17 protein-coding genes are annotated in these 21,434 nt (G+C 74.6%); 6 read left to right on the top strand and 11 right to left on the bottom strand.

Annotated features, from left to right (window positions below; all coding sequences use genetic code 11):
- Positions 1-67 precede the first annotated feature (67 nt).
- Complete coding sequence (locus tag PV796_RS21120; protein ID WP_274914879.1) at positions 68-976, top strand: LysR substrate-binding domain-containing protein; 909 nt, start codon at positions 68-70, stop codon at positions 974-976.
- Between the two features lie 17 nt (positions 977-993).
- Here the strand turns inward: PV796_RS21120 and PV796_RS21115 are convergent, their stop codons facing one another.
- From PV796_RS21115 to purD, 3 genes are all read right to left on the bottom strand, one after another.
- On the bottom strand, positions 994-2,475 hold the full coding sequence (locus PV796_RS21115; RefSeq protein WP_274914877.1) for a N,N-dimethylformamidase beta subunit family domain-containing protein: 1,482 nt from the start codon (positions 2,473-2,475) through the stop codon (positions 994-996).
- Positions 2,476-2,651: 176 nt separating this feature from the next.
- The gene (locus PV796_RS21110; protein ID WP_274914876.1) at positions 2,652-4,502 is read right to left on the bottom strand and encodes a hypothetical protein; all 1,851 of its coding nucleotides are present in this window, start codon (positions 4,500-4,502) and stop codon (positions 2,652-2,654) included.
- Between the two features lie 486 nt (positions 4,503-4,988).
- Positions 4,989-6,245, bottom strand: a complete 1,257-nt coding sequence (purD, locus tag PV796_RS21105; protein ID WP_274914875.1) for a phosphoribosylamine--glycine ligase — start codon at positions 6,243-6,245, stop codon at positions 4,989-4,991.
- 294 nt (positions 6,246-6,539) lie between these two features.
- Between purD and PV796_RS21100 the strand changes: the two genes are divergently transcribed.
- On the top strand, positions 6,540-7,349 hold the full coding sequence (locus tag PV796_RS21100) for an SLATT domain-containing protein (protein WP_274914874.1): 810 nt from the start codon (positions 6,540-6,542) through the stop codon (positions 7,347-7,349).
- 61 nt (positions 7,350-7,410) lie between these two features.
- On the opposite strand, the gene PV796_RS21095 is transcribed toward PV796_RS21100, so the two are convergent.
- The 4 genes from PV796_RS21095 to PV796_RS21080 form a co-directional block, all read right to left on the bottom strand.
- Positions 7,411-8,061 (bottom strand): hypothetical protein, encoded by a 651-nt coding sequence (locus tag PV796_RS21095; protein WP_274914873.1) that lies wholly within the window; start codon positions 8,059-8,061, stop codon positions 7,411-7,413.
- 96 nt (positions 8,062-8,157) lie between these two features.
- Positions 8,158-8,835, bottom strand: a complete 678-nt coding sequence (locus PV796_RS21090; RefSeq protein WP_274914872.1) for a GntR family transcriptional regulator — start codon at positions 8,833-8,835, stop codon at positions 8,158-8,160.
- 157 nt (positions 8,836-8,992) lie between these two features.
- A complete protein-coding gene (locus PV796_RS21085; RefSeq protein ID WP_376570177.1) occupies positions 8,993-10,402 on the bottom strand; it encodes an aspartate aminotransferase family protein in 1,410 nt (469 codons plus the stop codon).
- 237 nt (positions 10,403-10,639) lie between these two features.
- Positions 10,640-11,440 carry a polyphosphate polymerase domain-containing protein gene (locus PV796_RS21080; protein WP_274914869.1) on the bottom strand — a complete coding sequence of 267 codons (801 nt, stop codon included), beginning with the start codon at positions 11,438-11,440 and terminating at the stop codon, positions 10,640-10,642.
- Positions 11,441-11,825: 385 nt separating this feature from the next.
- Here PV796_RS21080 and PV796_RS21075 point away from each other — a divergent pair, with 385 nt between their 5' ends.
- Positions 11,826-13,349, top strand: coding sequence for a serine/threonine-protein kinase (locus PV796_RS21075; protein WP_274914868.1), 1,524 nt, complete (start codon positions 11,826-11,828; stop codon positions 13,347-13,349).
- A gap of 95 nt (positions 13,350-13,444) precedes the next feature.
- On the opposite strand, the gene PV796_RS21070 is transcribed toward PV796_RS21075, so the two are convergent.
- On the bottom strand, positions 13,445-14,731 hold the full coding sequence (locus tag PV796_RS21070; protein WP_274914867.1) for an adenylosuccinate synthase: 1,287 nt from the start codon (positions 14,729-14,731) through the stop codon (positions 13,445-13,447).
- A gap of 237 nt (positions 14,732-14,968) precedes the next feature.
- Between PV796_RS21070 and PV796_RS21065 the strand changes: the two genes are divergently transcribed.
- Complete coding sequence (locus PV796_RS21065; RefSeq protein ID WP_274914866.1) at positions 14,969-16,006, top strand: hypothetical protein; 1,038 nt, start codon at positions 14,969-14,971, stop codon at positions 16,004-16,006.
- A 19-nt stretch (positions 16,007-16,025) separates the two neighbouring features.
- Here the strand turns inward: PV796_RS21065 and PV796_RS21060 are convergent, their stop codons facing one another.
- Complete coding sequence (locus PV796_RS21060) at positions 16,026-16,538, bottom strand: GbsR/MarR family transcriptional regulator (protein ID WP_274914865.1); 513 nt, start codon at positions 16,536-16,538, stop codon at positions 16,026-16,028.
- Positions 16,539-16,631: 93 nt separating this feature from the next.
- Between PV796_RS21060 and PV796_RS21055 the strand changes: the two genes are divergently transcribed.
- Together PV796_RS21055 and PV796_RS21050 are read left to right on the top strand one after the other, a co-directional pair.
- Positions 16,632-17,615, top strand: coding sequence for an ABC transporter ATP-binding protein (locus PV796_RS21055; protein WP_274914864.1), 984 nt, complete (start codon positions 16,632-16,634; stop codon positions 17,613-17,615).
- Positions 17,612-19,270 (top strand): ABC transporter permease, encoded by a 1,659-nt coding sequence (locus PV796_RS21050; RefSeq protein WP_274914863.1) that lies wholly within the window; start codon positions 17,612-17,614, stop codon positions 19,268-19,270. The genes PV796_RS21055 and PV796_RS21050 overlap by 4 nt, the downstream gene beginning before the upstream one ends.
- 128 nt (positions 19,271-19,398) lie before the next feature.
- On the opposite strand, the gene PV796_RS21045 is transcribed toward PV796_RS21050, so the two are convergent.
- On the bottom strand, positions 19,399-20,055 hold the full coding sequence (locus PV796_RS21045) for a response regulator (protein ID WP_274914862.1): 657 nt from the start codon (positions 20,053-20,055) through the stop codon (positions 19,399-19,401).
- Positions 20,052-21,356: a sensor histidine kinase gene (locus tag PV796_RS21040; protein WP_274919158.1), complete on the bottom strand. Its 1,305-nt coding sequence runs from the start codon at positions 21,354-21,356 to the stop codon at positions 20,052-20,054. The genes PV796_RS21045 and PV796_RS21040 overlap by 4 nt, the downstream gene beginning before the upstream one ends.
- Between the last annotated feature and the right edge of the window lie 78 nt (positions 21,357-21,434).

Genomic DNA, 21,434 nt, shown 5'->3' with positions numbered 1-21,434 from the left:
CCGCCCCCGTTCAGGAAATGTGAACGGCTCGGTGTGAACGCGCGGGGCCCGGCCTATCGTGGCCGGTATGGATCTGCGCCGGCTGTCTTCGTTCCTGGCGGTGGTCGAGGAGCAGCACTTCGGCCGGGCCGCGGCGCGGCTGTTCCTGTCGCCGGCCGCGGTCACCCAGCATGTGCAGCAGTTGGAGCGGGAGTTCGGGACCCGACTGTTGGAGCGCGGCCGGGGCCCGGTGGTCCCGACGGTCGCCGGGCAGCGGCTGGTCTCGCACGCCCGGACGCTGCTGGCCGCCGCGAACGCCGCGGTGGAGGACGTGACCGAGGCCGTCCGGGACCGGCCGGCGGCGGGGCGCGGGCTGCGGGTCGGGGTGATGAGCCACGGGTCGGCGGAGGTGACGCCGGCCGCGGTGAACGCCTTCCGCCGGGCCCGGCCCGATGTCCCGGTGTCGTTGGTGCAGTTGAACTTCACCGAGCACTGCTCCGCGCTGCGCGAGGACCGGGTGGACGTGGCGTTCGTCCGGCCACTGGTGCGGGCCGAGGGCATCGAGGTGGACGTGCTGACGACCGAGCAGCGGATCGTGGCGGTCTCCGCCCGGTCACCGCTGGCGGACGCGGCGCGCGAGGGGGTGCGGATCGCGGACGTGCTCGACCTGCCGTTCCTGCGGCTGCCGGCGCGCACCCCGCGGCCGTTCGTCGACTACCTCTACTTCCAGGAGGGCGAACGGCGGGCGCCGGACTGCGCGTTGAACCCGCACGACGTGCTGACGAGCGTGGCGGCGGGGCGCGGTGCGGGGTCCGGGCTGAAGTCCTTCGCCCGGTACTACCCCTGGCCGGGGACGGTGTTCGTGCCGGTGCTGGACGCGCCGAGCGCGCAGAGCGTGCTGGCGACGCGGGTCGGGGACGCCAATCCGGAGGTGCGGATCTTCCGGGCGCTGACGGTGGCGCTGGCACGGGAGTTGGGGGAGTACGCGGCCCGTTAGCGCGGCGGCCGGGCGCTTCAGTCGCGCTTGCAGATGCGGTCGAGGAGGTTGGCCGTGGCGCGCTGGACGCGCTGGTCGACGTGGCCGGGGCGGTCGAGCGCGGGCGACCAGGCGAAGGTGCCGGAGGAGAAGACCAGGGCGCCGCTGGGCGCGCGGTACAGGGAGGTCTCCTGGTGGCGGCGGACGCCCTCGCCGTCACGGTACGGGGAGTGCGCGAGCAGGATGCGGCGGGTGTGCTCGGGGAGGCTGGTGCGCGGGAAGTAGCGGTCGGCCTCGCCGGCGACCAGGCCGGCGAGCTCGTCGCCCTCGTGGGCGCCGGTGGCCTCCCACAGCCAGTGGTCGGCGTTGCGGACCACCAGGGGGACGGGCTCGGGGACCCGGCCGGCGTACTGGATGCCCATCAACCGCTGTTCCGGAGCGCCCAGTTCGCGCCAGAGGGCGGGGCGGCCGGGGCCCTGGCGCTTGCGGCAGTTCAGCAGCGAGTCCGGGCCGGCCGGCGACGGGGCGAGCTCCACCTGCCAGTACAGGGTGTTGGCGGAGAGGAAGACCAGGGAGGTGCCGGCGTCCCGGGCGGCCTCGACCGTGCGGCGCATCGGGACCGACCAGTACTCGTCGTGGCCGGGGAAGACCAGGCCGCGGTAGCGGGTGGGGTCGACGCGGCCGGCGTGCAGGTCGCGGGCGTCGGCGTAGGCGAGGTCGTAGCCGTAGCGCTCGGCCCAGCGGATGAAGTCGTAGGCGTGGCCGACGTGGAGGGGAAGACCGGCGCCGGCGTAGGGGCGGTCGAAGGAGACGGTGGTGGCGGCGTCCCGCTCGCCGAGGAGGGCGCCCTTCTCGTCCCAGGCGTGGTAGAGGCTGGCGCCGGTCCGGCCGTCCTCGGGGTAGAGGTTGTACGCCTGCCACGTGATGTCGGGGAGCAGCAGCAACAGGTCGGCGGGCTCGGCGTCGCGGACGGTGAAGGGGACGTGCGAGCGGTAGCGGCCGTCGGCGGTGGTCAACACGGCGACGTAGGCGCCCAGTTGCCAGTACGCGGGGACCTGGAGGCGCCAGGAGAGCCACCAGTGGTGGCAGGAGACGGTGCGGTCGACGAGCAGCGGGGCCGGCTGGACGATGCCGGCGAGGCGGGGGCTGGTGGTGATCTTGGCGGCGCCGGCGCCGGCGTAGTGGCCGATGCGGTAGACGTCGATGCTGAAGGGCTGCGGCGGGTCGACCGAGACCCGGAAGTCGATGGCGTCGCCGGGGGCCACCGCGCCGGGGACGGCGAAGCCCTTGATCTGGCGGTGGACGTCGTCGGCGGTGCGGGGGCCGTTGTGTTTTCGCGGTGCGGGCACCCGTAGGTCGCCGTGGGCGACGGCCGGGTCGACGTACCAGGGGATGATGCGGCCCGAGTCGAAGTAGGTCTCGCTGCCGCGGAGCCAGGGCAACGGCCCCTGTCCGAACGGGTCCGTGACCGCGTGGGCGAGGGCACCCGACTCCCAGCGCCTGATCTGTTCCGTCGCCACCCTGCACTCCCCTCCCGCGTCTCCCATGACCGCGGCCCACCGGGCCTACCCACCCCCCAGCACATCACATTACGCACTCACTTCGTCACCCTTCGTCGTGAATTTAGGTGCCCTTGCCCCGAAGCGCGAACTGGAAGGGAACATGCAGCCGGTGCGGCGGGCGCCGCGCCCTGGGCTCAGCCCAGCCGGACCGGCTTCTCCGGGCGGACGCCGACGCGGTGCAGCCAGCCGCGGAGCGGTTCGGCATCGCCCTCGTCGACCAGGCTGAGGACCGGGCGGCCCAGGTCGGCGCGGCGGGCGCCGTCCACCAGGAGGGCCGGGCCGTCGAGCCAGTCCAGACCGGGGGCGGCGCCGGCGGTGTCCACGGCGGCGCAGCAGACCATGGCGGTGACGTGATCGGCGAGCAACTCCCGGCCGGTGCGCGGCGGTTGGAGGGGGAAGAGCGGGAGGGCGCCGTCGCTCGTGCCGTCGCTCCAGGGGGCGTCGGCCGGCGGGGCGCCGTGGGCGGCCTGGCGGGCGGCCTGCTCGCGCTCCTCGCGGGCGACCTCGGCGCCCAGCCGGGCGGCGAGCAGATCGCCGGCGCGGGTGTCGCGGGCCAGCCGGTCGATGACCCGGGCCAGGGTCGGCCCGGGGGACGGGGCGGGGGCGGCGCCGGCCCGCTCGGGGCCGAGGGCGTGCGACAGGCCCGCGGGGTGGTGCGCGGCGGGCGTACGGGCGCGGGCCCCGGCGTAGGTGAGGCGCGGGGCCGGGGTGGGCCGGGGGGCGGGGGTGGAGTCGGGGGCGTCCGCGGGGACGGCGGGGCGGTCCGGCGTACGGGACGGCTCCGGCGCCGGGCGGTCGAGATCCGGGCCGGCGACCGGGAGTTCGTCGAGGACCCGGTGCAGGCGGGCGGCCTCCAGGCGCCACTTGCGGTCCACGATCTCCTGCGGGTACTGCTGCCAGCCGACCGGCGACCAGTCCGGGCCGGGCTCGGGCGGGCCGCCGTGGAAGAGCCGGGCGGCCAACAAGGAGGCGGCCCGGTCGATGGTGCCGGGCTCCTCCAGGAGGTCGCAGGCGGGCCGCTCGCCGAGCCGGGAGGTGAAGCCCTCGGCCAGGCGGTCACGGCGCGAGAGCTCGGTGAGCGCGGAGACCACGCCGGCGTCCAGGCGGGAGGGCCAACGCCCCATGCGCCAGGCGGGCAGCGCGACCCGGGTGAGCAGCCGGTCCCAGCCCGCGTACGCCAGGCCGACCTGCTCCTGGGCGACCAGCCGCAGGCCGTAGTCGACGCTCTGGGCACGCTCGGAGGCGGCGGCCGCGACCCCGCGCTCCATGAGCGTGGCGTGCTCGCGGGCGGCGCGCAGCAGCAGCCGGGCCACCCGGCCGACGAAGCGGAACGGGAGGGCGCCCAGCGGACCGCGGGCGCGGCCGGCGACCGCGACGGCCGCGTCCAGGCCGCGGATGAAGCGGCGGGCGGCGGCTATGTCCGGGTGTGCCGACGGGCCGGTGCCGGCGACGACGGGGGCCAGCAGGGCGCGCAGCTCGGCGACCCGCATCCACCACAGGAACGGCGAGCCGATCACCAGGACCGGGGCCTCGGGCGCCCGGCGGCCGCCGGGCCGGGCCGGGCGCGGCGGGCCGTGGGCGCGGTGGGTGCGGTCCTCCAGCCAACTGTCGCAGTCCGGGGTGAGGGCTATCGACGAGGGGGCGGGGACGTCGAGGCGGTCGGCGAGATCGCGGACCAGGCGGTAGAGGCCGGGGGCGGCCTCCTCGGCGATCGGCACGGAGGGGCTGAGCGCGGGTCGGGCGCGGGCGACGACTGCGGAGACGAAGGCCGTCAGCAGCAGGCTCAGCGCCGTGAGGCCGCCGGCGGTCCAGCGGGCGACGGCCCAGCCGCCCTCGGTGCCGAGCCGGCCGGTGGCGCCGCCGACGAGGAGCACCACGGCGACGGCGGCAGGCAGCAGGGCGAGGGCCAACGCCGCACCGCGGACGCGGAGCACCGCGAGGGCGCGGGCACGCGCCACCAGGACGCCTGTTTCCGGACTTGTCACGAGCCTGTACACCCCCAGCGGTCCTAGCGGAGCGGGACGGACGACGGTCGTGCGAGGTGCGGGCGAGCGAGCGACCCACTCCCCCACTGTGGCACCGGCCACTGACATCGCAATGCCGGTGGGCCAGTTGCCGGACGCGCTCGGGGCAACGCCCGGTGCACGCACCGTTCCCCGCGCTCGGGCGTCCACACGAGCGGGGGAGGCCCCGATGACCGGAGCGGCCAACCCCACACCCCCCGTTGTCGGCACGACGACCACAGGAGGCTTGCGCGGCACCCTAGTTGGGGCTGCGGAGTTCGTCAGCCAGATACCCGCCCGGTCACTCGATGGAATGGCTTTGGGTAAAGCCGCGGGCCCGGGAACGGCATTTCTGTGCTGCTTCCCGGCGGGCGGCACGGCCCCGCAACGCACCGAGGCATATGTCGGGGAAATGACATATGCCTCGGTCGCCGTGAAGGCGGGGAAGCGGGCGCCGGCCGCGGTGCGTTACGCCCCCGCTGCCGCCTTCGCGGCGATGTCGGTGCGGTGGTGCGAACCGTCCAACGAGATCTTGTCGACGGCGCGGTAGGCACGCTCCCTGGCGGTGGTCAGGTCGGCGCCGGTGGCCGTGACGGACAGCACCCGGCCGCCGGCGCTCAGTACCGCGCCGGACGCGTCGCGCGCGGTGCCGGCGTGCAGCACGTAGGCGTCGGGGGCGTCCTGCTCGGCGACCTCGGCCAGGCCCTCGATCGGGTCGCCGGTGCGCGGGGCGCCCGGGTAGTTGTGGGAGGCGATGACGACGGTGACCGCGGCGCCGTCGCTCCAGCGCAGCGGCGGGAGGGCGGCGAGCGTGCCGGTGGCGGCGGCGTGCAGCAGGCCGGCCAACGGGGTCTTCAGGCGGGCCAGCACGACCTGGGTCTCCGGGTCGCCGAACCGCGCGTTGAACTCGATCACGCGGACCCCGCGGGAGGTGATCGCCAGGCCGGCGTAGAGCAGCCCGGAGAACGGGGTGCCGCGGCGCCGCAGTTCGTCGACGGTGGGCCGGAGGACGGTCCGCAGCACCTCGTCGACCAGCTTGGGGTCGGCCCACGGCAGCGGGCTGTAGGCGCCCATGCCACCGGTGTTGGGGCCCTGGTCGTCGTCGTGGGCGCGCTTGAAGTCCTGGGCCGGCTGGAGCGGGACGACGGTCTCGCCGTCGGTCACCGCGAAGAGCGAGACCTCGGGGCCGTCGAGGAACTCCTCGATGACGACGCGGTCGCAGGCGCCCGCGTGCGCGCGGGCCTCCTCGACGTCGTCGGTGACCACGACGCCCTTGCCGGCCGCCAGCCCGTCGTCCTTGACCACGTAGGGGGCGCCGAAGGCGTCCAGCGCGGTGTCGATCTCGTCGGGGGTGGCGCAGACGTAGCTGCGGGCGGTGGGCACGCCCGCGGCGGCCATCACGTCCTTGGCGAACGCCTTGGAGCCCTCCAACTGGGCGGCCTGCGCCGAGGGGCCGAAGGCCGGGATGCCGCGCGCCCGGACCGCGTCCGCGACGCCGGCCACCAGCGGGGCCTCGGGACCGACGACGACGAGGTCGGCCTCCAGGTCGGCGGCGAGGTCGGCCACCGCCCGGCCGTCGAGGGCGTCGACCCCGTGCAGTTCGGCCACCCCGGCGATGCCGGCGTTGCCGGGGGCGCAGTGCAGCGCGCTGACGTCGGGGTCGAGGGACAGAGAGCGGCACAGGGCGTGTTCGCGGGCGCCGCCGCCGATGACGAGGACCTTCACGGGGTGCAGCCTAGACGAACGCACCAAACGGCCGGCCGCCGGGCGTGCCCCGATCGCACAAGGGTGGGCCCCGGCCGGAAACCACCGGCGCCACCGGCGTCCGCCCGCACGGCGAGAACTCTTTCGGGTGAGATCCGCGGGCGTCCTATACCGGATCCCGCACCACTTCCGGGCGGAAACCGGGTGATCTTGGGACAGAGCCCAACCGTTCGGCGGTAGGAAGGGAGGCGATGCGCGGCCCTCCCGTAGGCCGTGCGCGCACCGCACGGATCCGCGTACGAGGGAGAGCCACGGGTGAGTCAGCCGGAGATGCAGCCCGAGGGGCCCCTTCGGGGCGAGGGCGGGCCCGACCGGGGCCGCGGGCGGTCCCCGGACCGCGACCGGAACGGGGGCCGGCCGCCGCGCCGCCCCGCCGGGCTGCGCGGCCGCGGCGACCTCGTGGGGCGGGCGTTCCCGCACGGCGACTGGGGCGAGCCGGACAACCGGCTGGACGCGCTGTACCTCTGGAGCGAGGAGGGCGCGCTGCGCACCGCCGACTGGTACCTGCGCGACCGGCTGGCCAAGCGTCGGGGGGCGCGGGTGCTGCGGGTGGGGGCCGCGGCCGGGGTGACCGCGGGCGGGGCGCTGCCGCTGCTCGACCTCGCCGGGGTCTGGGAGCACGGGGCGCCGTGGGGCGCGCTGACGCTGCTGATGGCGGCCGTGTGCGTGGGCTGCGACCGGTACTTCGGGGTGACCGCGGGCTGGATGCGGGACCTGGCCACCGCACAGGCGATCCACCGGCGGGTGGAGGCGCTGCAGTTCGACTGGGCGGCCGAGAGCGTGCGGGAGGTGCTCGGTCCCGCGGAGGGCACCGCGAGCGAGGCGGCGGAGCGTTGCCTGAGCGTGCTGCGGCGATTCAACGAGGACATCGGGGAGTTGGTGCGCGCGGAGACGGCGGACTGGATGGTGGAGTTCCGGTCCGGCCCGGTGCCGCAGGCCACGCACGCGGTGCTGCCGTGGGCGGCGCCGCGGCAGGACGGCCACGGGCACCCGGGGCGCTACCCGTTGCCGCCCGGTACGCGGCCGAACATGCCGCGGCAGCGGCCCCCGGAGGCCCCCCGCTGAGCGCGGACCGGCCGGGAGCCCCGCGGGGCCTTCGGCGGCGCCCCCCGCCGGTCCGGCCCGCTCAGCTGAAGACGATCATGGAGCCCTGGCCGAGGCTGCGGGTGGCGGCCGCGTGCAGCCCGAGCCAGACGTGCCGTTCCCGGGCGAACGGGCCGTCGTCCACGGGGACCGCGGTGGCCCGCTCCTCCAGGGAGGTGGGGCCGGCCGGCGGCGCGGGCGCGGCCGGCGGGTTGGCCGGATCGATGCCCAGGGCCGGGGCGACCAGTTCGAGGTCCCGCAGCAGGCCGTGGGAGGACCCCAACGGGCCGCCGCCGGCGAGGAGTTCCTCGGTGGCCAGCGGGTGCGGGAAGTCCACCGGGACGTACGCGCCCGCGTGGTCGTAGTGCCAGACCAGGTGGGACTGTTGCGCGGTGGTCTCGAACATCTCCAGCAACTGCTCGTAGTCGCCGCCGAGTTCGTCGACCGGGGTCACCTCCAGGCCGCACAGCCGCAACAGGTAGGCGCGGCGCAGGAAGTGCAGCGCGTCGTAGTCGAAGCCGGCGACCGGAGCCACGTCACCGGAGAGGCCCGGCATGTAGCTGAAGACCGGGATCTCGGGCAGGCCAGCGCCCACCAGGGCGTCGTTGTAGGCGGCGATCTCTTCGGAGAAGGGGTTGTCGGGGCTGTGGCACAGCACATCGACGAGGGGTACCAGCCACAGGTCACATGCCACGGGTGGGGGCTCGCTTCCGGTCGGGGACGAGGGGCACCGGCGCTCGTAGAGCCACGGGTACGGCCCATTACGGCCGATGGTCGGGACAGCGTAGTGCTAGCCGGGCGTTCCGACGAGAGCGAGGGAGTGCGCGTTGTAGTCGGCGATCAGCCGCTGGGCGGCGGGCAGGTCGTGCCGCAGCAGGGCGTCGGCCAGTTCGCCGTGGCCGTGCCAGAGCAGCCCCTTGAGGCGCGGCTCGCGGCGCAGCAGCGGCACCGCGAACATCCAGGTCTGGACGCGGATCCGGTCCAGGAAGTCGCTGATGTAGGGGTTCTTGACGATGCCGCTCAACTCGCGCCAGAACCGCAGGTCGTAGCCGATGAGGACGTCCAGGTCACCGGCCCGGGCGGCGCGTTCGGCCTCCTCGGCGCGGCGGCGGACGGAGATCAGCACCTCCTCGGGGGCGGTCCGCAGCGCCCGTTCGGCGTTGCTGCGGAAGATCCCCTCGATGAGGAGGGTGCGGGCCTCGACCATGGCGCGGAAGTCGTCGGCGGTGAAGGCGTGCACCTTGAAGCCGCGGTGCTGCTCGACGTCGAGCAGCCCCTGGGCGCACAGGTCGAGCAGCGCCTCGCGCACCGGCGTCGCGGAGACGCCGTACTGGTCGGCGATCTCCTTGACGGTGAAGGGGTGGCCGGACGACAGCCGGCCCGCCAGGACCTCGTCGCGCAGCGCGTCGGCGATCTGCTCGCGCAGCGTGCTGCGCCGTATCACTGAGCTGTCCGGGCCCGGGGCCATGCGGTGCGTCTCCTTCGACGTCCATGACCGCAGGTCCATGCGGCCGCCGCCCACGATAGGCGAGGCGGCGGGAGTGCTCTCACGGGAAGCCGCGCGGCCCGGCGGCCCCGCCACGAGGGGCGGGGCCGCCGGGCCGCGTTCTCGGGCGGGGTGGCGGTCAGGCCGTGTGCGCGTCCGCGGTCGCCAGGGCCTCGTCGAGGGCGGCCAGGCCCTCCTTGGCCTCGGCCTCGGTGATGGTGCACGGCGGGACGACGTGGGTGCGGTTCATGTTCACGAACGGCCACAGGCCGCCGCGCTTGCAGGCGGCGGCGAACGCGGCCATCGGGGCGTTGTCGGCACCGGCCGCGTTGTACGGCACCAGCGGCTCGCGGGTCTCCTTGTTCCGCACCAGGTCGAGCGCCCAGAAGACGCCCAGGCCGCGGACCTCGCCGACCGACGGGTGCCGCTCGGCCATCTCGCGCAGCGCCGGGCCGATGACCTTCTCGCCGATCTCCGCGGCGTTCTCCACGATCCGCTCCTCGGCCATCGCGTTGAGCGTGGCGACGGCGGAGGCGCAGGCCAGCGGGTGACCGGAGTAGGTCAGGCCGCCGGGGTAGGGGCGCTGCTCGAAGGTGGCGGCGATCTCGGCGTTGATCGCCACGCCGCCGAGCGGGACGTAGCCGGAGTTGACGCCCTTGGCGAAGGTCAGCAGGTCGGGGGTGACGCCGAAGTGGTCGGCGGCGAACCAGCGGCCGGTGCGGCCGAAGCCGGCCATCACCTCGTCGAGGATGAAGACGATGCCGTGGCGGTCGCAGATCTCGCGGACGCCGGCGAGGTAGCCGGGCGGCGGGACCATGATGCCGGCGGTGCCGGGCACGGTCTCCAGGATGATCGCGGCGATCGAGGCGGGGCCCTCGAAGGCGAGGGTCTGTTCCAGGTGGGCCAGGGCGCGCTCGCACTCCTGGGCCTCGTTCTCGGCGTGGAACGGCGAGCGGTACAGGAACGGGCCCCAGAAGTGGACGACGCCGGCCGCGCCGGTGTCGGAGGGCCAACGGCGCGGGTCGCCGGTGAGGTTGATCGCGGCGGCGGTGGCGCCGTGGTACGAGCGGTAGGTGGAGAGCACCTTGGGGCGGCCGGTGTGCAGCCGGGCCATCCGGACGGCGTTCTCCACCGCCTCGGCGCCGCCGTTGGTGAAGAAGATCTTGTCCAGGTCGCCGGGGGTGCGCTCGGCGACCAGCCGGGCGGCCTCGGAGCGGACGTCCACCGCGAAGCCGGGGGCGAGGGTGCACAGCTTGCCGGCCTGCTCCTGGATCGCCGCGACGACCTTGGGGTGCTGGTGGCCGATGTTGGTGTTGACGAGCTGGGAGGAGAAGTCGAGGTAGCTGTTGCCGTCGTAGTCCCAGAAGTACGCGCCCTCGGCGCCGGCGACCGGGAGCGGATCGATCAGGCCCTGGGCGGACCAGGAGTGGAAGACGTGCGCGCGGTCGGCCGCCTTCACGGCCTGCCCGTCACCCGCCACCGCCCTTCCCTGGAATCGCTTCGTGCTGCTGTCTTTGTTCGTTGCGGGATCGGGGTGCGGCGTGGTCACGGTCAGTACCTCGGATCGGGTCGCTCGGTTCCGCCGCCGGACAGAGCGGCGAACGGCCCCAGCCTAGGGATCACCGTCCGTCTGCCGATACCGACACTGTGTATGGCGCTCACCGCGAGCGCGGACAGAATGTCTACGGTCCTGGAGGAAACTCCAGGGATGCCCGGGGGTGGGGTGCTTGCCCCCGGGCACCGTCAAGAGCCGCGGCGCTCAGGGCATGCCGCCCCGCGCACCGGTTCAGGCCGCCGCGGCGGTGGGGAACGCGGTCCGCACCGGGCCGCGCCAGTGGTTGGCGTAGAGGTGCGGGCGGAGCGCCGACAGCCCGCCGCAGTACTTGGTGAAGTCGGCGGCCGGGACACCGTACCCGGCCAGCAGCCGGTCGGCCTCGGTGAGCCGGCCGCAGGTCTTGGTCTCGACGACGACCAGGCCGCCGTCGGCCCGTACGGTGCGGCCGGTCTCCGGGTCCCGGCAGACGAGGGCGGCGTCGCAGGTGACCCGTTGGCCGTCGGCGACGAAGGTGGCCCGCTGGTAGTCGGTCTCGATGGAGCGGCCCAGTTCGGTGGGGGCCTGGATGCCGTAGGAGCGGTCGAGCACGGTGGCGAGGAAGTCGCGCGGGGCCGCGCCGAGCGCCGGGTCGCCGGGCATCAGCGGCTGCCGGTGCTTGACCGTCCTGCCGTGCTCCTCCTTGAGCTTGACCTCGAACTGCCGCTCCCCGGTGTCCGCGTAGAGCCGCTCGCGGATCTTGAAGCGGAGCACGTTGCGCTGCCGGTGGTCGTGGAAGGAACGCAGGTCGGGGGTGTCGTAGTAGACGGACCGGTAGCGGAACCAGCGGCGGCCGTTGATGCACAGCGCCGCGAACGGGCCGCCGGGGCGGGCGCGGTCGGTGAGTTCGGCCGCGAAGGCGGCGAAGACCTCGACCGGGACGAGGTAGGTGGTGCTGTAGCGGGCGAGGAGTTCGGCACGGGCCTGGACCTCGGCCAGGGGGACGGGGCGGGCGGCCATGGTGGCGCGCGCGATGGCTCGTACGGCGGGTATCACACGGTCTCCTTGGGATTCGGGGACGGGGGATCGTGCGGGTCCTGTCGTCGCTCTCTGCGGTTTTTCTCCTTTCTTTACGATCGATAACCCCGGAAAGTTCCGCGCCGCGGAATCGGCCATCCATTGCCCAGCTCCCGCCCGGTGCAGCATTTCTGACGTTATGTCAGTTTTCTGTCGACGCCGTGCCGCTTCTCCTGCCGTTACGGACGGCGCGCGAACTCCGGTGCCGGGCAAGGGGGAACGGCCGCCCTCCCCAACAGGCGGGCGTCTTGGCCGAATACCGCCCCCACGGCCGTCCGCCCGGCCTCGATATCCTCACCGCGGACGAGCAACGGCCGCTCCCACAGGGCGAAGCGGGGAGAGCCGGACAAAGGGGCGGCACATCATGGAACAGTCGGGACGGGCGGGGCAGCAGCGACGGGCGGGACGGGCCGGAGGGCTGACACCGCTCGGCGCACGCGATCCCCAACAGATCGGGGACTACCGCCTGCTCGGCCGGCTCGGCGAGGGCGGCATGGGGCGGGTCTTCCTGGCCCGTTCGGACCGCGGCCGGACCGTCGCGGTCAAACTGGTGCGCACGGAACTGGCCCACCAGGAGGAGTTCCGGGACCGCTTCCGCCGCGAGGTGCGGGCCGCCCGGACCGTGGGCGGCCAGTGGACCGCGCCCGTCCTGGACGCGGACACCGAGGCCGAGACCCCCTGGGTGGCCACCGGGTACATCGCCGGCCCCTCCCTCCAACAGGTCGTCGCCCGCTGCGGGCCGCTCCCGGAGCGCACGGTGCGGATCCTGGCCGCCGGGCTGGCCCGCGCGCTGCGCTCCATCCACGCCGCCGGCATCATCCACCGCGACCTCAAGCCGTCCAACGTCCTGCTGACCATCGACGGCCCCCGGGTCATCGACTTCGGCATCGCGCGGGCCCTGGAGGGCGTCACCACGAGCGTGGCCACCCAGACCGGCTCGGCCGTCGGCTCCCCCGGCTTCATGGCGCCCGAACAGGTCCGCGGCACGCCGCTCACCCCGGCCTGCGACGTCTTCTGCCTCGGCTCCGTCCTGGTCTACGCGGCCACCGGGCACCAGCCGTTCGGCTCCGCGACGACCCTGCCGCACGCGATGATGTACCGCATCGCCGAGGAGGAGCCGGACCTGACCGCGCTCCCCGAGGGGCTGCGCCCGCTGGTCGTGGACTGCCTCGCCAAGGACCCCGCCGGGCGCCCGACGCCCGAGGAACTGGTGACGCGGGCGGAGGGCGCACCGGACGCCACCGGGGCGGACGACGAACCGTGGCTCCCGGGGACGCTGGTCGCCCATCTCGGGCGGCACGCCGTGGAGTTGCTGGAGGCGGAGGACCCCCGGGACGGCGCGGAGCGGACCTCCGTCCCGGGGTCGGCCGACGCCCCGCCGGCCACCGTGGCGCCGTCGCCCCGTCCGGCCCCGGCGCACCGCCGCACCCGCCGGACGCTGCTGGCCGCGGCCGCGCTGGTGCTGGCCGGGGCGGCCGCCGCCACCGGGTACGCGCTGCTGGGCGGCTCGGACGGCAGCGCCGCCGCCACCGAGAAGTCCGCCCCGGCGGCGAACGGCGCCATCCCGACCGCATATCTGGGCATCTGGTCGACGACGGTCGGCGACTCCAACCTGGACGTCCGCCGCTTCACCCTCGTCCAGGGGAAGCCGGGCGAGGTCGTGCTGCGGATGGAGGCCACCGGCCCCACCTACGAGTGCCGCTTCACGGCCGCCCTGAAGAGCGCCGGCCCGCCGGTCCGCCTCGGCCCGTCCACGGTGGTCTCCGGCACCCCCGACACCTGCCGCCCCGGTACCGGCTCCACCCTGGAGCTGATGGCCGGCCAGCTGCGGCGCACCTTCGACGACGCGGGCGGCAAGGCGCCGTTGCTGTACACGAAGACGGGGTGACGGCGGGAGGCGCGATGCCTCCCGCCGCCACCCCGGACGGCGGTCGTCCCCAAGGGGACCGGCCGGCCGTCAGAGACCGGCCGCCGCGAAATGCCCTACGACAGGAACGAGTTGATCTCGATCGTCTCGTCCCGGCCCGGGCCGACGCCGATCGCGGAGATCGGGGCGCCCGACATCTCCTCCAGCGCCTTGACGTACGCCTGGGCGTTCTTCGGCAGCTCGGCGAAGGTCTTGGCCTTGGTGATGTCCTCGGACCAGCCCGGCAGCATCTCGTAGATCGGCTTCGCGTGGTGGAAGTCGGTCTGGCTGTAGGGCAGTTCCTCGACGCGCTTGCCGTCGATCTCGTAGGCCACGCAGACCGGGATCTGCTCCCAGCCGGTGAGGACGTCGAGCTTGGTGAGGAAGAAGTCCGTCAGGCCGTTGACCCGGGTCGCGTAGCGGGCGATCACCGCGTCGAACCAGCCGCAGCGGCGGTCCCGACCGGTGGTGACGCCGCGCTCGCCACCGATGGCGCGCAGCGCCTCGCCGTCCTTGTCGAACAGCTCCGTCGGGAACGGCCCGGCGCCCACGCGGGTGGTGTACGCCTTGAGGATGCCGATGACCCGGCTGATCTTCGTCGGGCCGACGCCGGCGCCGGTGCAGGCGCCGCCGGCGGTCGGGTTCGAGGAGGTGACGAAGGGGTACGTGCCGTGGTCGATGTCGAGCAGGGTGCCCTGCCCGCCCTCGAAGAGCACGACCTTGTCGTCGTCCAGGGCCTTGTTGAGGATCAGGGTGGTGTCGGCGACGTAGCCCTTGATCTTGTCGGCGTAGCCCAGCAGCTCCTCGACGACCTGACCGGCCTCGATGGCGCGGCGGTTGTAGAGCTTGGTCAGCAGCTGGTTCTTGACGTCGAGGGCCGCCTCGACCTTCTGGGTCAGGATCGACTCGTCGTAGAGGTCCTGGACCCGGATGCCGGTGCGGTTGATCTTGTCGGCGTAGGTCGGGCCGATGCCGCGGCCGGTGGTGCCGATCTTCCGCTTGCCGAGGAAGCGTTCGGTCACCTTGTCGACGGTGATGTTGTACGGCGTGATCAGGTGCGCGTTACCGCTGAGCAGCAGCTTGGACGTGTCGACGCCGCGCTCGTTGAGTCCGCTCAGCTCGGAGAGCAGGACCGCCGGGTCGACGACGACACCGTTGCCGATGACCGGGGTGCACCCCGGCGAGAGGATTCCGGAAGGGAGGAGGTGCAGTGCGTACTTCTGGTCGCCGACGACGACCGTGTGGCCGGCGTTGTTGCCGCCCTGGTAGCGCACCACATAGTCCACGGACCCACCGAGCAGATCGGTGGCCTTTCCCTTGCCTTCATCACCCCACTGAGCACCGAGCAGCACAAGTGCGGGCACAGGCGTACACCCCTTCCGGGCGGGGCATGTCCAACGTGCGTGGATGGCGCGGCGCTACGCGTGTGCTCGCGTGGCGTCGGCCAGAGCCGTCGGACCGGTGCCCCGGAATAGACGAAGCCCCTGGCGCAATAGCGCAAGGGGCTCTTGCACCGAGATGCTACCTGAGGAAGGACCGAGGTGTCGGCGCAGTCTTCTGGGCACTCTCCCGCGGACTCCGTTCGGGGGTGCCCCCTGCTTGTGGTCATCGACCCGGTCGCCCGCCGGGCGGACGGCGAATCCGTGCGGATCGCCAAGGACGTCCTGTGCGCCGGCGCGGGGGCGAAGATCTGTCTCCCGGAGGGGCCGGCGGAGTTCGCCCAGGCACTGTCCCGGCGCGGCCGGCGCCGCCCGGTGGTGATCGGCGACGACCGGGCGCTCCTCAGGGCGGTGGGCCTGCTCCACAAGGAGCGGGAGCTGGCCGGGGTGGCGCTGTCGATGGTGCCGGTGGGCCCGCCGGAGACGGTCGCGCTGAGCCGGACCCTGGGCGTCCCCACGGACGCGGTGGCCGCCGCGCGGGCCGTCCTGGACGGCGGGGAGCGGCCGATGGACCTGCTCACCGACGACAGTGACGGCATCGTGCTGGGCGGCCTGCGGATCCCGTGCGGCGATCCGGCCGGGCCGCTGGCGGAGTACGGGGCGGCCCACGGCGCGTGCCGGGAGCGCACGGAGCACGCCGACGACCGGGCGGCGGAGGCGGACCCGCCGGCGGAGCGGGCCGCGGCCCTCGGGGACGGCGGGTTCTCCGGTGGCGCGCGCCCGGGGGAGGGGATCGACCCGGTGGACCCGGCCGGCGGGCACCGCCCCTGGTGGGCGCCGGCCGCCCGCACCGCCCGTACGGCGCTGTCGCTGCTCGCCGCGCCCGGAGCGGGGCGGTGGGGCACCGCCCGCCCCGGCACGACGGGCCCCGGCGGGAGCCGGCGGGCGCGGGTGCCCGCGCAGCGGCTGCGGCTGCGGGTCGAGGCCGACGGGGCGCTGCTGGCGGATCTGGACCGACCGGTGCGCGGGGTGTCGGTGGTGGCGGGCACCGGCGACGACGGGCGGCCGGGCGGGCTGGCCGAGGTGATCGTGCACTGGCCGGGCGGGGAGCGCCCGGTGCGGGTCGCCGCGCGGGCGGTGACGGTGTCCGGGGCGGACTTCCACTACCGGGCGGACGCGCTGGTCGGCGGGCCCGTACGGACCCGGACCTGGACGGTGCAGCAGGGGGCCTGGCGGCTGCAGCTACCGCGGCAGAGGTGAGCCGGGGCGCGGGGTCGCCCTAATCCGCGCGGAGCTCTTCGAGGTGGTCGCGCCAGCGCTCCAGCATGCCGGCGAGCTCGTGCTGCATGAACTCCGTGAAGGCCAGCGTCTCGCCGATCCGGCGGCCGGCGGCGCTCTCCTTGCCGAGGCTCTCGACGCCCTCACGCAGGGTGTTCTCCCAGCGGGTGAGGACGCTGTCCCGGCGGGTCAGGGCCTCGTACCACTGGTCGCTGTGGACGCGGTAGCGGTCGCGGCGGGAGCCGGGCTCGCGCTCGCGGCTGACCATGCCCACCTGGGAGAGGTAGCGGATCGCGCCGGAGACGGCCGCCGGGCTGACCTGGAGCCGCTCGCCCAGGTCGGCGGAGGTCAGCACGCCGGAGTCGGACGCCAGCAGGCAGGCGAAGACCCGGGCCGGCATCCGCTGCATCCCGGCGTCGACCATCTGCGCCGCGAACCGCTCGACGAAGGTCAGCACCGCCGCGTCGTCACGGTCGGCCGTCCGGCCGGCTGCCCGCTCTCGCTCTTCGCTCATGTCCGCATCATCTCCCCTGATCAGAGCCGGTCCCTCAACTTTATACACTTTCTTAGCTTCACAATTTTGTGAAGCTCACGTATCTTCGAAACCATGACGCAGGCGCTCTCGCCCTCCCCCGCACTGCGGGTGGCCGGGCTCCACAAGTCCTTCGGCGCGACCCACGCGCTCGCCGGCCTCGACCTCACCGTTGAGGCCGGCGAGGTGCACGGCTTCCTCGGGCCCAACGGCGCGGGGAAGTCCACCACCCTGCGCATCCTGCTCGGCCTGCTCCGCGCCGACCGCGGCACCGCGCAGGTCCTGGGCCAGGACCCCTGGCGGGACGCCGTCGAGATCCACCGCCGCGTCGGCTACGTCCCCGGCGACGTGACCCTGTGGCGCAACCTCTCCGGCGGCGAGGTCATCGACCTCTACGGCCGGCTGCGCGGCGGGCTGGACACCGGCCGGCGGGACGAGTTGCTGGAACGCTTCGAGCTCGACCCCACGAAGAAGGGCCGCACCTACTCCAAGGGCAACCGCCAAAAGGTCGCCCTGGTCGCCGCGTTCGCCGCCGACGTCGATCTGCTGATCCTCGACGAGCCGACCTCCGGGCTGGACCCACTGATGGAGGAGGTCTTCCAGAGCTGCGTGGCCGAGGAGCGTGACCGCGGCCGCACGATCCTGCTCTCCAGCCATGTGCTCTCCGAGGTCGAGGCGCTGTGCGACCGGGTCAGCATCATCCGCAAGGGCCGCACCGTCGAGTCCGGCTCCCTGGGGGAGCTGCGCCATCTGACCCGGACGACCGTCGTCGCCGAGCTGGCCGGCCCGCCGACCGGACTCGACGGCCTGCCCGGCGTCCACGGCCTCTCCGTCCAGCCGGTCCACGGCGGCCCCGGCTGCCGCGTCCGGCTCCAGGTGGACACCGAGCGGCTGGGCGCGGTGCTCGGCCCGCTCGGCGCGGCCGGACTGCGCAGCCTCACCAGCACCCCGCCCACCCTGGAGGAGCTGTTCCTGCGCCACTACCAGGACGATCTCCCCCGCGACGGCCGGCCGGGCCACCGGTCGGGCGCCCGGGCCGACGGGGCGGTGGCCCGATGAGCGCCCTGACCGCGCCGACCACCGCGCGCTCCCGCGGCGGGCGCCAACTGACGGGCACCGGCGCCCTGTTGCGCCTGGCCCTGCGCCGCGACCGGCTGATGCTCCCGGCCTGGGTGCTGCTGCTCGGCCTGACCGTGATCGCCACCGGTTCCTCCTTCGCGGCGCTCTACGACACCGCCGCCAAGCGCGCCCAGCTCGCCGCGTCGATGAACGCCAACGGCTCGCTGCGCGCGTTGTACGGACCGGTCTTCGACGACTCCCTGGGCGGCCTGGTCGCCTGGCGGATGGCCGGGTTCGGCGCGGTGCTGGCGGCCGTGATGAGCCTGCTGATCGTCGTCCGGCACACCCGCGAGGAAGAGGAGACGGGCCGTCAGGAGCTGCTGTCCGCCGCAAGGGTGGGGCGGCGGGCGCCGCTGACCGCCGCGCTGCTGGCGGCGACGATCGCCGATGCGGGGGTGGCCGCGCTGACCGCCGCCGGGCTCACCGCGTCCGGGCTGCCGGTGGCCGGGTCGCTCGCCCTGGGCCTGGCGATCGGCGGCACGGGGCTGTTCTTCGCCGCGCTGGCCGCGATAGCCGCCCAGTTCACCGAGAGCGCCCGGCTGGCCAAGGGGTTGACCGGCGCGGCCCTCGGCGCCGCCTTCGCGCTGCGCGCCGCCGGGGACGCCTCCGCCGGCAGCGGCTCCCCCGGGAGCGGCGCCGACTCCCCGCTCACCTGGCTCTCCCCCATCGGCTGGGCGCAGCACGTCCGCGCGTTCGCCGGCGAGCGCTGGTGGGTGGTGCTGCTCCTCGCCGCCGCGACGGCGCTGGCCACCGCGGCCGGCTACGCCCTGACCGCCCGTCGGGACGTGGGCATGAGCTTCCTGCCGGCGCGGCCGGGGCCGGCCCGCGCGCCCCGTTCGCTCGGCGGCCCCACCGGCCTGGCCTGGCGGTTGCAGCGGACCGCCCTGGCCGGCTGGACGGCCGGCTTCGCGCTCGCCGGGGCGGTGTTCGGCGGGGTCGCCAAGGGCGCGGTGGACATGGTCGGCGGCAATGCGCAGACCCGGGAGATCGTCCAACGGCTCGGCGGGGAGCGGTCGTTGACGGACGCCTTCCTCGCCTCGATGACCGGCATGCTCGGCATGGTCGCGGCGCTCTACGCCGTGGGCGCGGTGCTCCGGATACGGGCCGAGGAGACCGGCGGCCGGGCCGAACCGGTCCTGGCGGGCGCGGTGGGCCGACTGCGCTGGGCGGCCGGCCATCTGGCCGTCGCGTTGGCGGGCACCGCGGTGCTGCTGACCGCCGGCGGGCTGGCCCTGGGGCTCACCTACGGCGCCTCGGCCGGCGATGTCGCCGGCGGCAGCGGCCGGGTGCTGGCCGCCGCGCTCGCCCAGGTCCCGGCGGCGTGGACGCTGGCCGCGGTGGCGATGTGCGTGCTCGGCCTGCTGCCCGCGGCCAGCGGCGCGGTCTGGGCGCTGACCGGCGGCTGCCTCGCCCTCGGCTGGCTCGGCCCGGTGCTGCGGCTCCCCCGGTGGGCGCTGGACCTCTCGCCGTACGGGCACCTGCCGAAGCTGCCCGGCGGTGCGGTGACGGCCGCGCCGTTCCTCTGGCTCACGGCCCTGACGGCGGTGCTGATATCCGTCGGCCTCGCCGGCCTCCGCCGCCGCGACATCGGCTGAGGCCGCCCCACCGTCGTGCGCCGTCGGGGCGGTAGCCGACCCCGGCGGCGCACTCGGCCCGCCCCGCCCCGGTCGTCCACAGGGTGTGGACGGCCGGGGCGGGCGGCACCGTCGACCGTCCCTCGCCCTCAGCCGCCCGGCGTGACCAGCCGCGCCTCGTAGGCGAAGACCGCCGCCTGGGTGCGGTCGCGCAGCCCCAGCTTCACCAGGATGCGGCTGACGTGCGTCTTCACCGTCGACTCGGCGACGACGAGATGCGCGGCGATCTCGCCGTTGGACAGGCCCTGGGCCACCAGCACCAGGACCTCCGTCTCCCGCTCCGTCAGGTCTCCGATGCGCTCCTGGGCCGGGGCGCGCGGCGACCCCAGCCGGGAGAACTCGTTGATCAGCCGCTTGGTGACGGTCGGGGCGAGCAGCGCCTCGCCGTCGGCGACGATCCGCACGCCCTCGGCGAGCTGCCCGGCCGAGGCGTCCTTGAGCAGGAAGCCGCTGGCCCCGGACCGCAGCGCCTGGTAGACGTACTCGTCCAGGTCGAAGGTGGTCAGCACCAGCACCTTGGCGTCCGCGTCGGCGGCGACGATCTCGCGGGTCGCCTCCAGGCCGTTCATCTCCGGCATCCGGATGTCCATCAGGACCACGTCCGGCTTGAGCAGCGCCACCTTCTGCACCGCCTGCCGGCCGTCCACCGCCTCGCCGACGACCTCGATGTCCGGCATGGCGTTGAGCAGGACGGAGAAGCCCTCGCGGACCATCACCTGGTCGTCCACGATCAGCACCCGGATCATGCGGCGCCCCCGCCCGTCGCGTTGGCCGCCGGCAGGAACGCCGCCACCTCGAAACCACCCTCCTGTGTCGGCTCGGCCGTCATCTCGCCGCCGAGCATCTGCACCCGCTCCCGCATGCCGAGCAGCCCGTGGCCGGCGCCCGGCGAGGGCTTGGCCAGCCGGCTCGGGGCACCGTTGACGATTCGCAGCCCGATCCCGCCCAGGACGTAGGAGACCTCCACCCGCGCCTCCGCGCCCGGCGAGTGCCGCAGCGCGTTGCTCAGCGCCTCCTGCACGATCCGGTACGCGGACAGCTCGACGCCCTGCGGCAGCGTCCGGGCCGCCCCCGTGATCACCGCCTCGACGGTCAGCCCGGCGCCCCGGACGCTCTCCAGCAGCGAGTCCAGGCTGGCCAGGGTCGGCTGCGGGGCCTCCGGGTCGCGTTCGGCGAAGGCGTCCGGGTCCTCGGAGCGGACCACGCCGAGGATGCGGCGGAGCTCGGTCAGCGCGGCGACGGCGTTCTCCCGGATGGTGGCGAAGGACTTGGCGAGCTCGGGCGGCGGATCGGCGACCCGGTACGGCGCCGCCTCGGCCTGGATGGCGATCACCGACATGTGGTGCGCCACCACGTCGTGCAGCTCCCGGGCGATCAGCGCCCGCTCCTCCAACAGCGTCCGGCGGGACCGCTCCTCGGCGGTGACGCTCTGGGTCTCGACGACCTGCCGGCGCTCCTCCCGCCAGGCCCGGACCGCCGCGGCGGAGACCAGCACCACCCCGGAGAAGAACGCCACCGGCGGCATGTCGCCCAGCGCACCGCCCCGCGCCACCAGCGACAGCAGCGTCCCCGCGCCGAAGGTGATCACCCACATCTCCACCGCCAGCCGCGGCCGGGTCCGCAGCACCACCAGCGTCATCACCACGAGGTGGATGGCGAAGGCGCCGCCCCAGACGCTGGCGTACGGCGAGAGGAAGCGGTCGCCGATCCACCACACAGCGACAGCCCCCAGCGACAGCCAGAAGGCGCCCACCGGCCGGAACAGGACCAGCAGCGGCGGCACCGCCACCGCCAGCGCCAGCGCCACGTCGATCGCGCCGCGCACCGGGCTGGTGTCGTAGCCGGGAGCCGCGGACCCCAGGAAGATGATGACCGCGAGCAGCGCCACGGCGCAGTGCGGGAGCCAGCTGGCCCACCGCCGGGCCCGGCCGGGCAGCCACGGCAGCCGTCGGGCCAGCTTGGCATCGTCCAGCGGCGGCATCGGTCGGAAGGCGAAGGCATCGACGCAGAGGTCCTGGCGCAGGGTGTGCAGCGCGCCGTGAGCCATGCGCGCCTCCGAGCGCAGGGGGCCCTGCGTCTGGGTCGTCTCGTTCACGTACACCACGGTAAGCAGCGACGACCCGCC

Origin of the sequence: Streptomyces sp. WZ-12, assembly GCF_028898845.1 — a bacterium.
In the GTDB taxonomy this organism is placed as follows: Bacteria; Actinomycetota; Actinomycetes; order Streptomycetales; family Streptomycetaceae; genus Streptomyces.
This window is presented reverse-complemented; position numbering and strand designations above follow the sequence as displayed.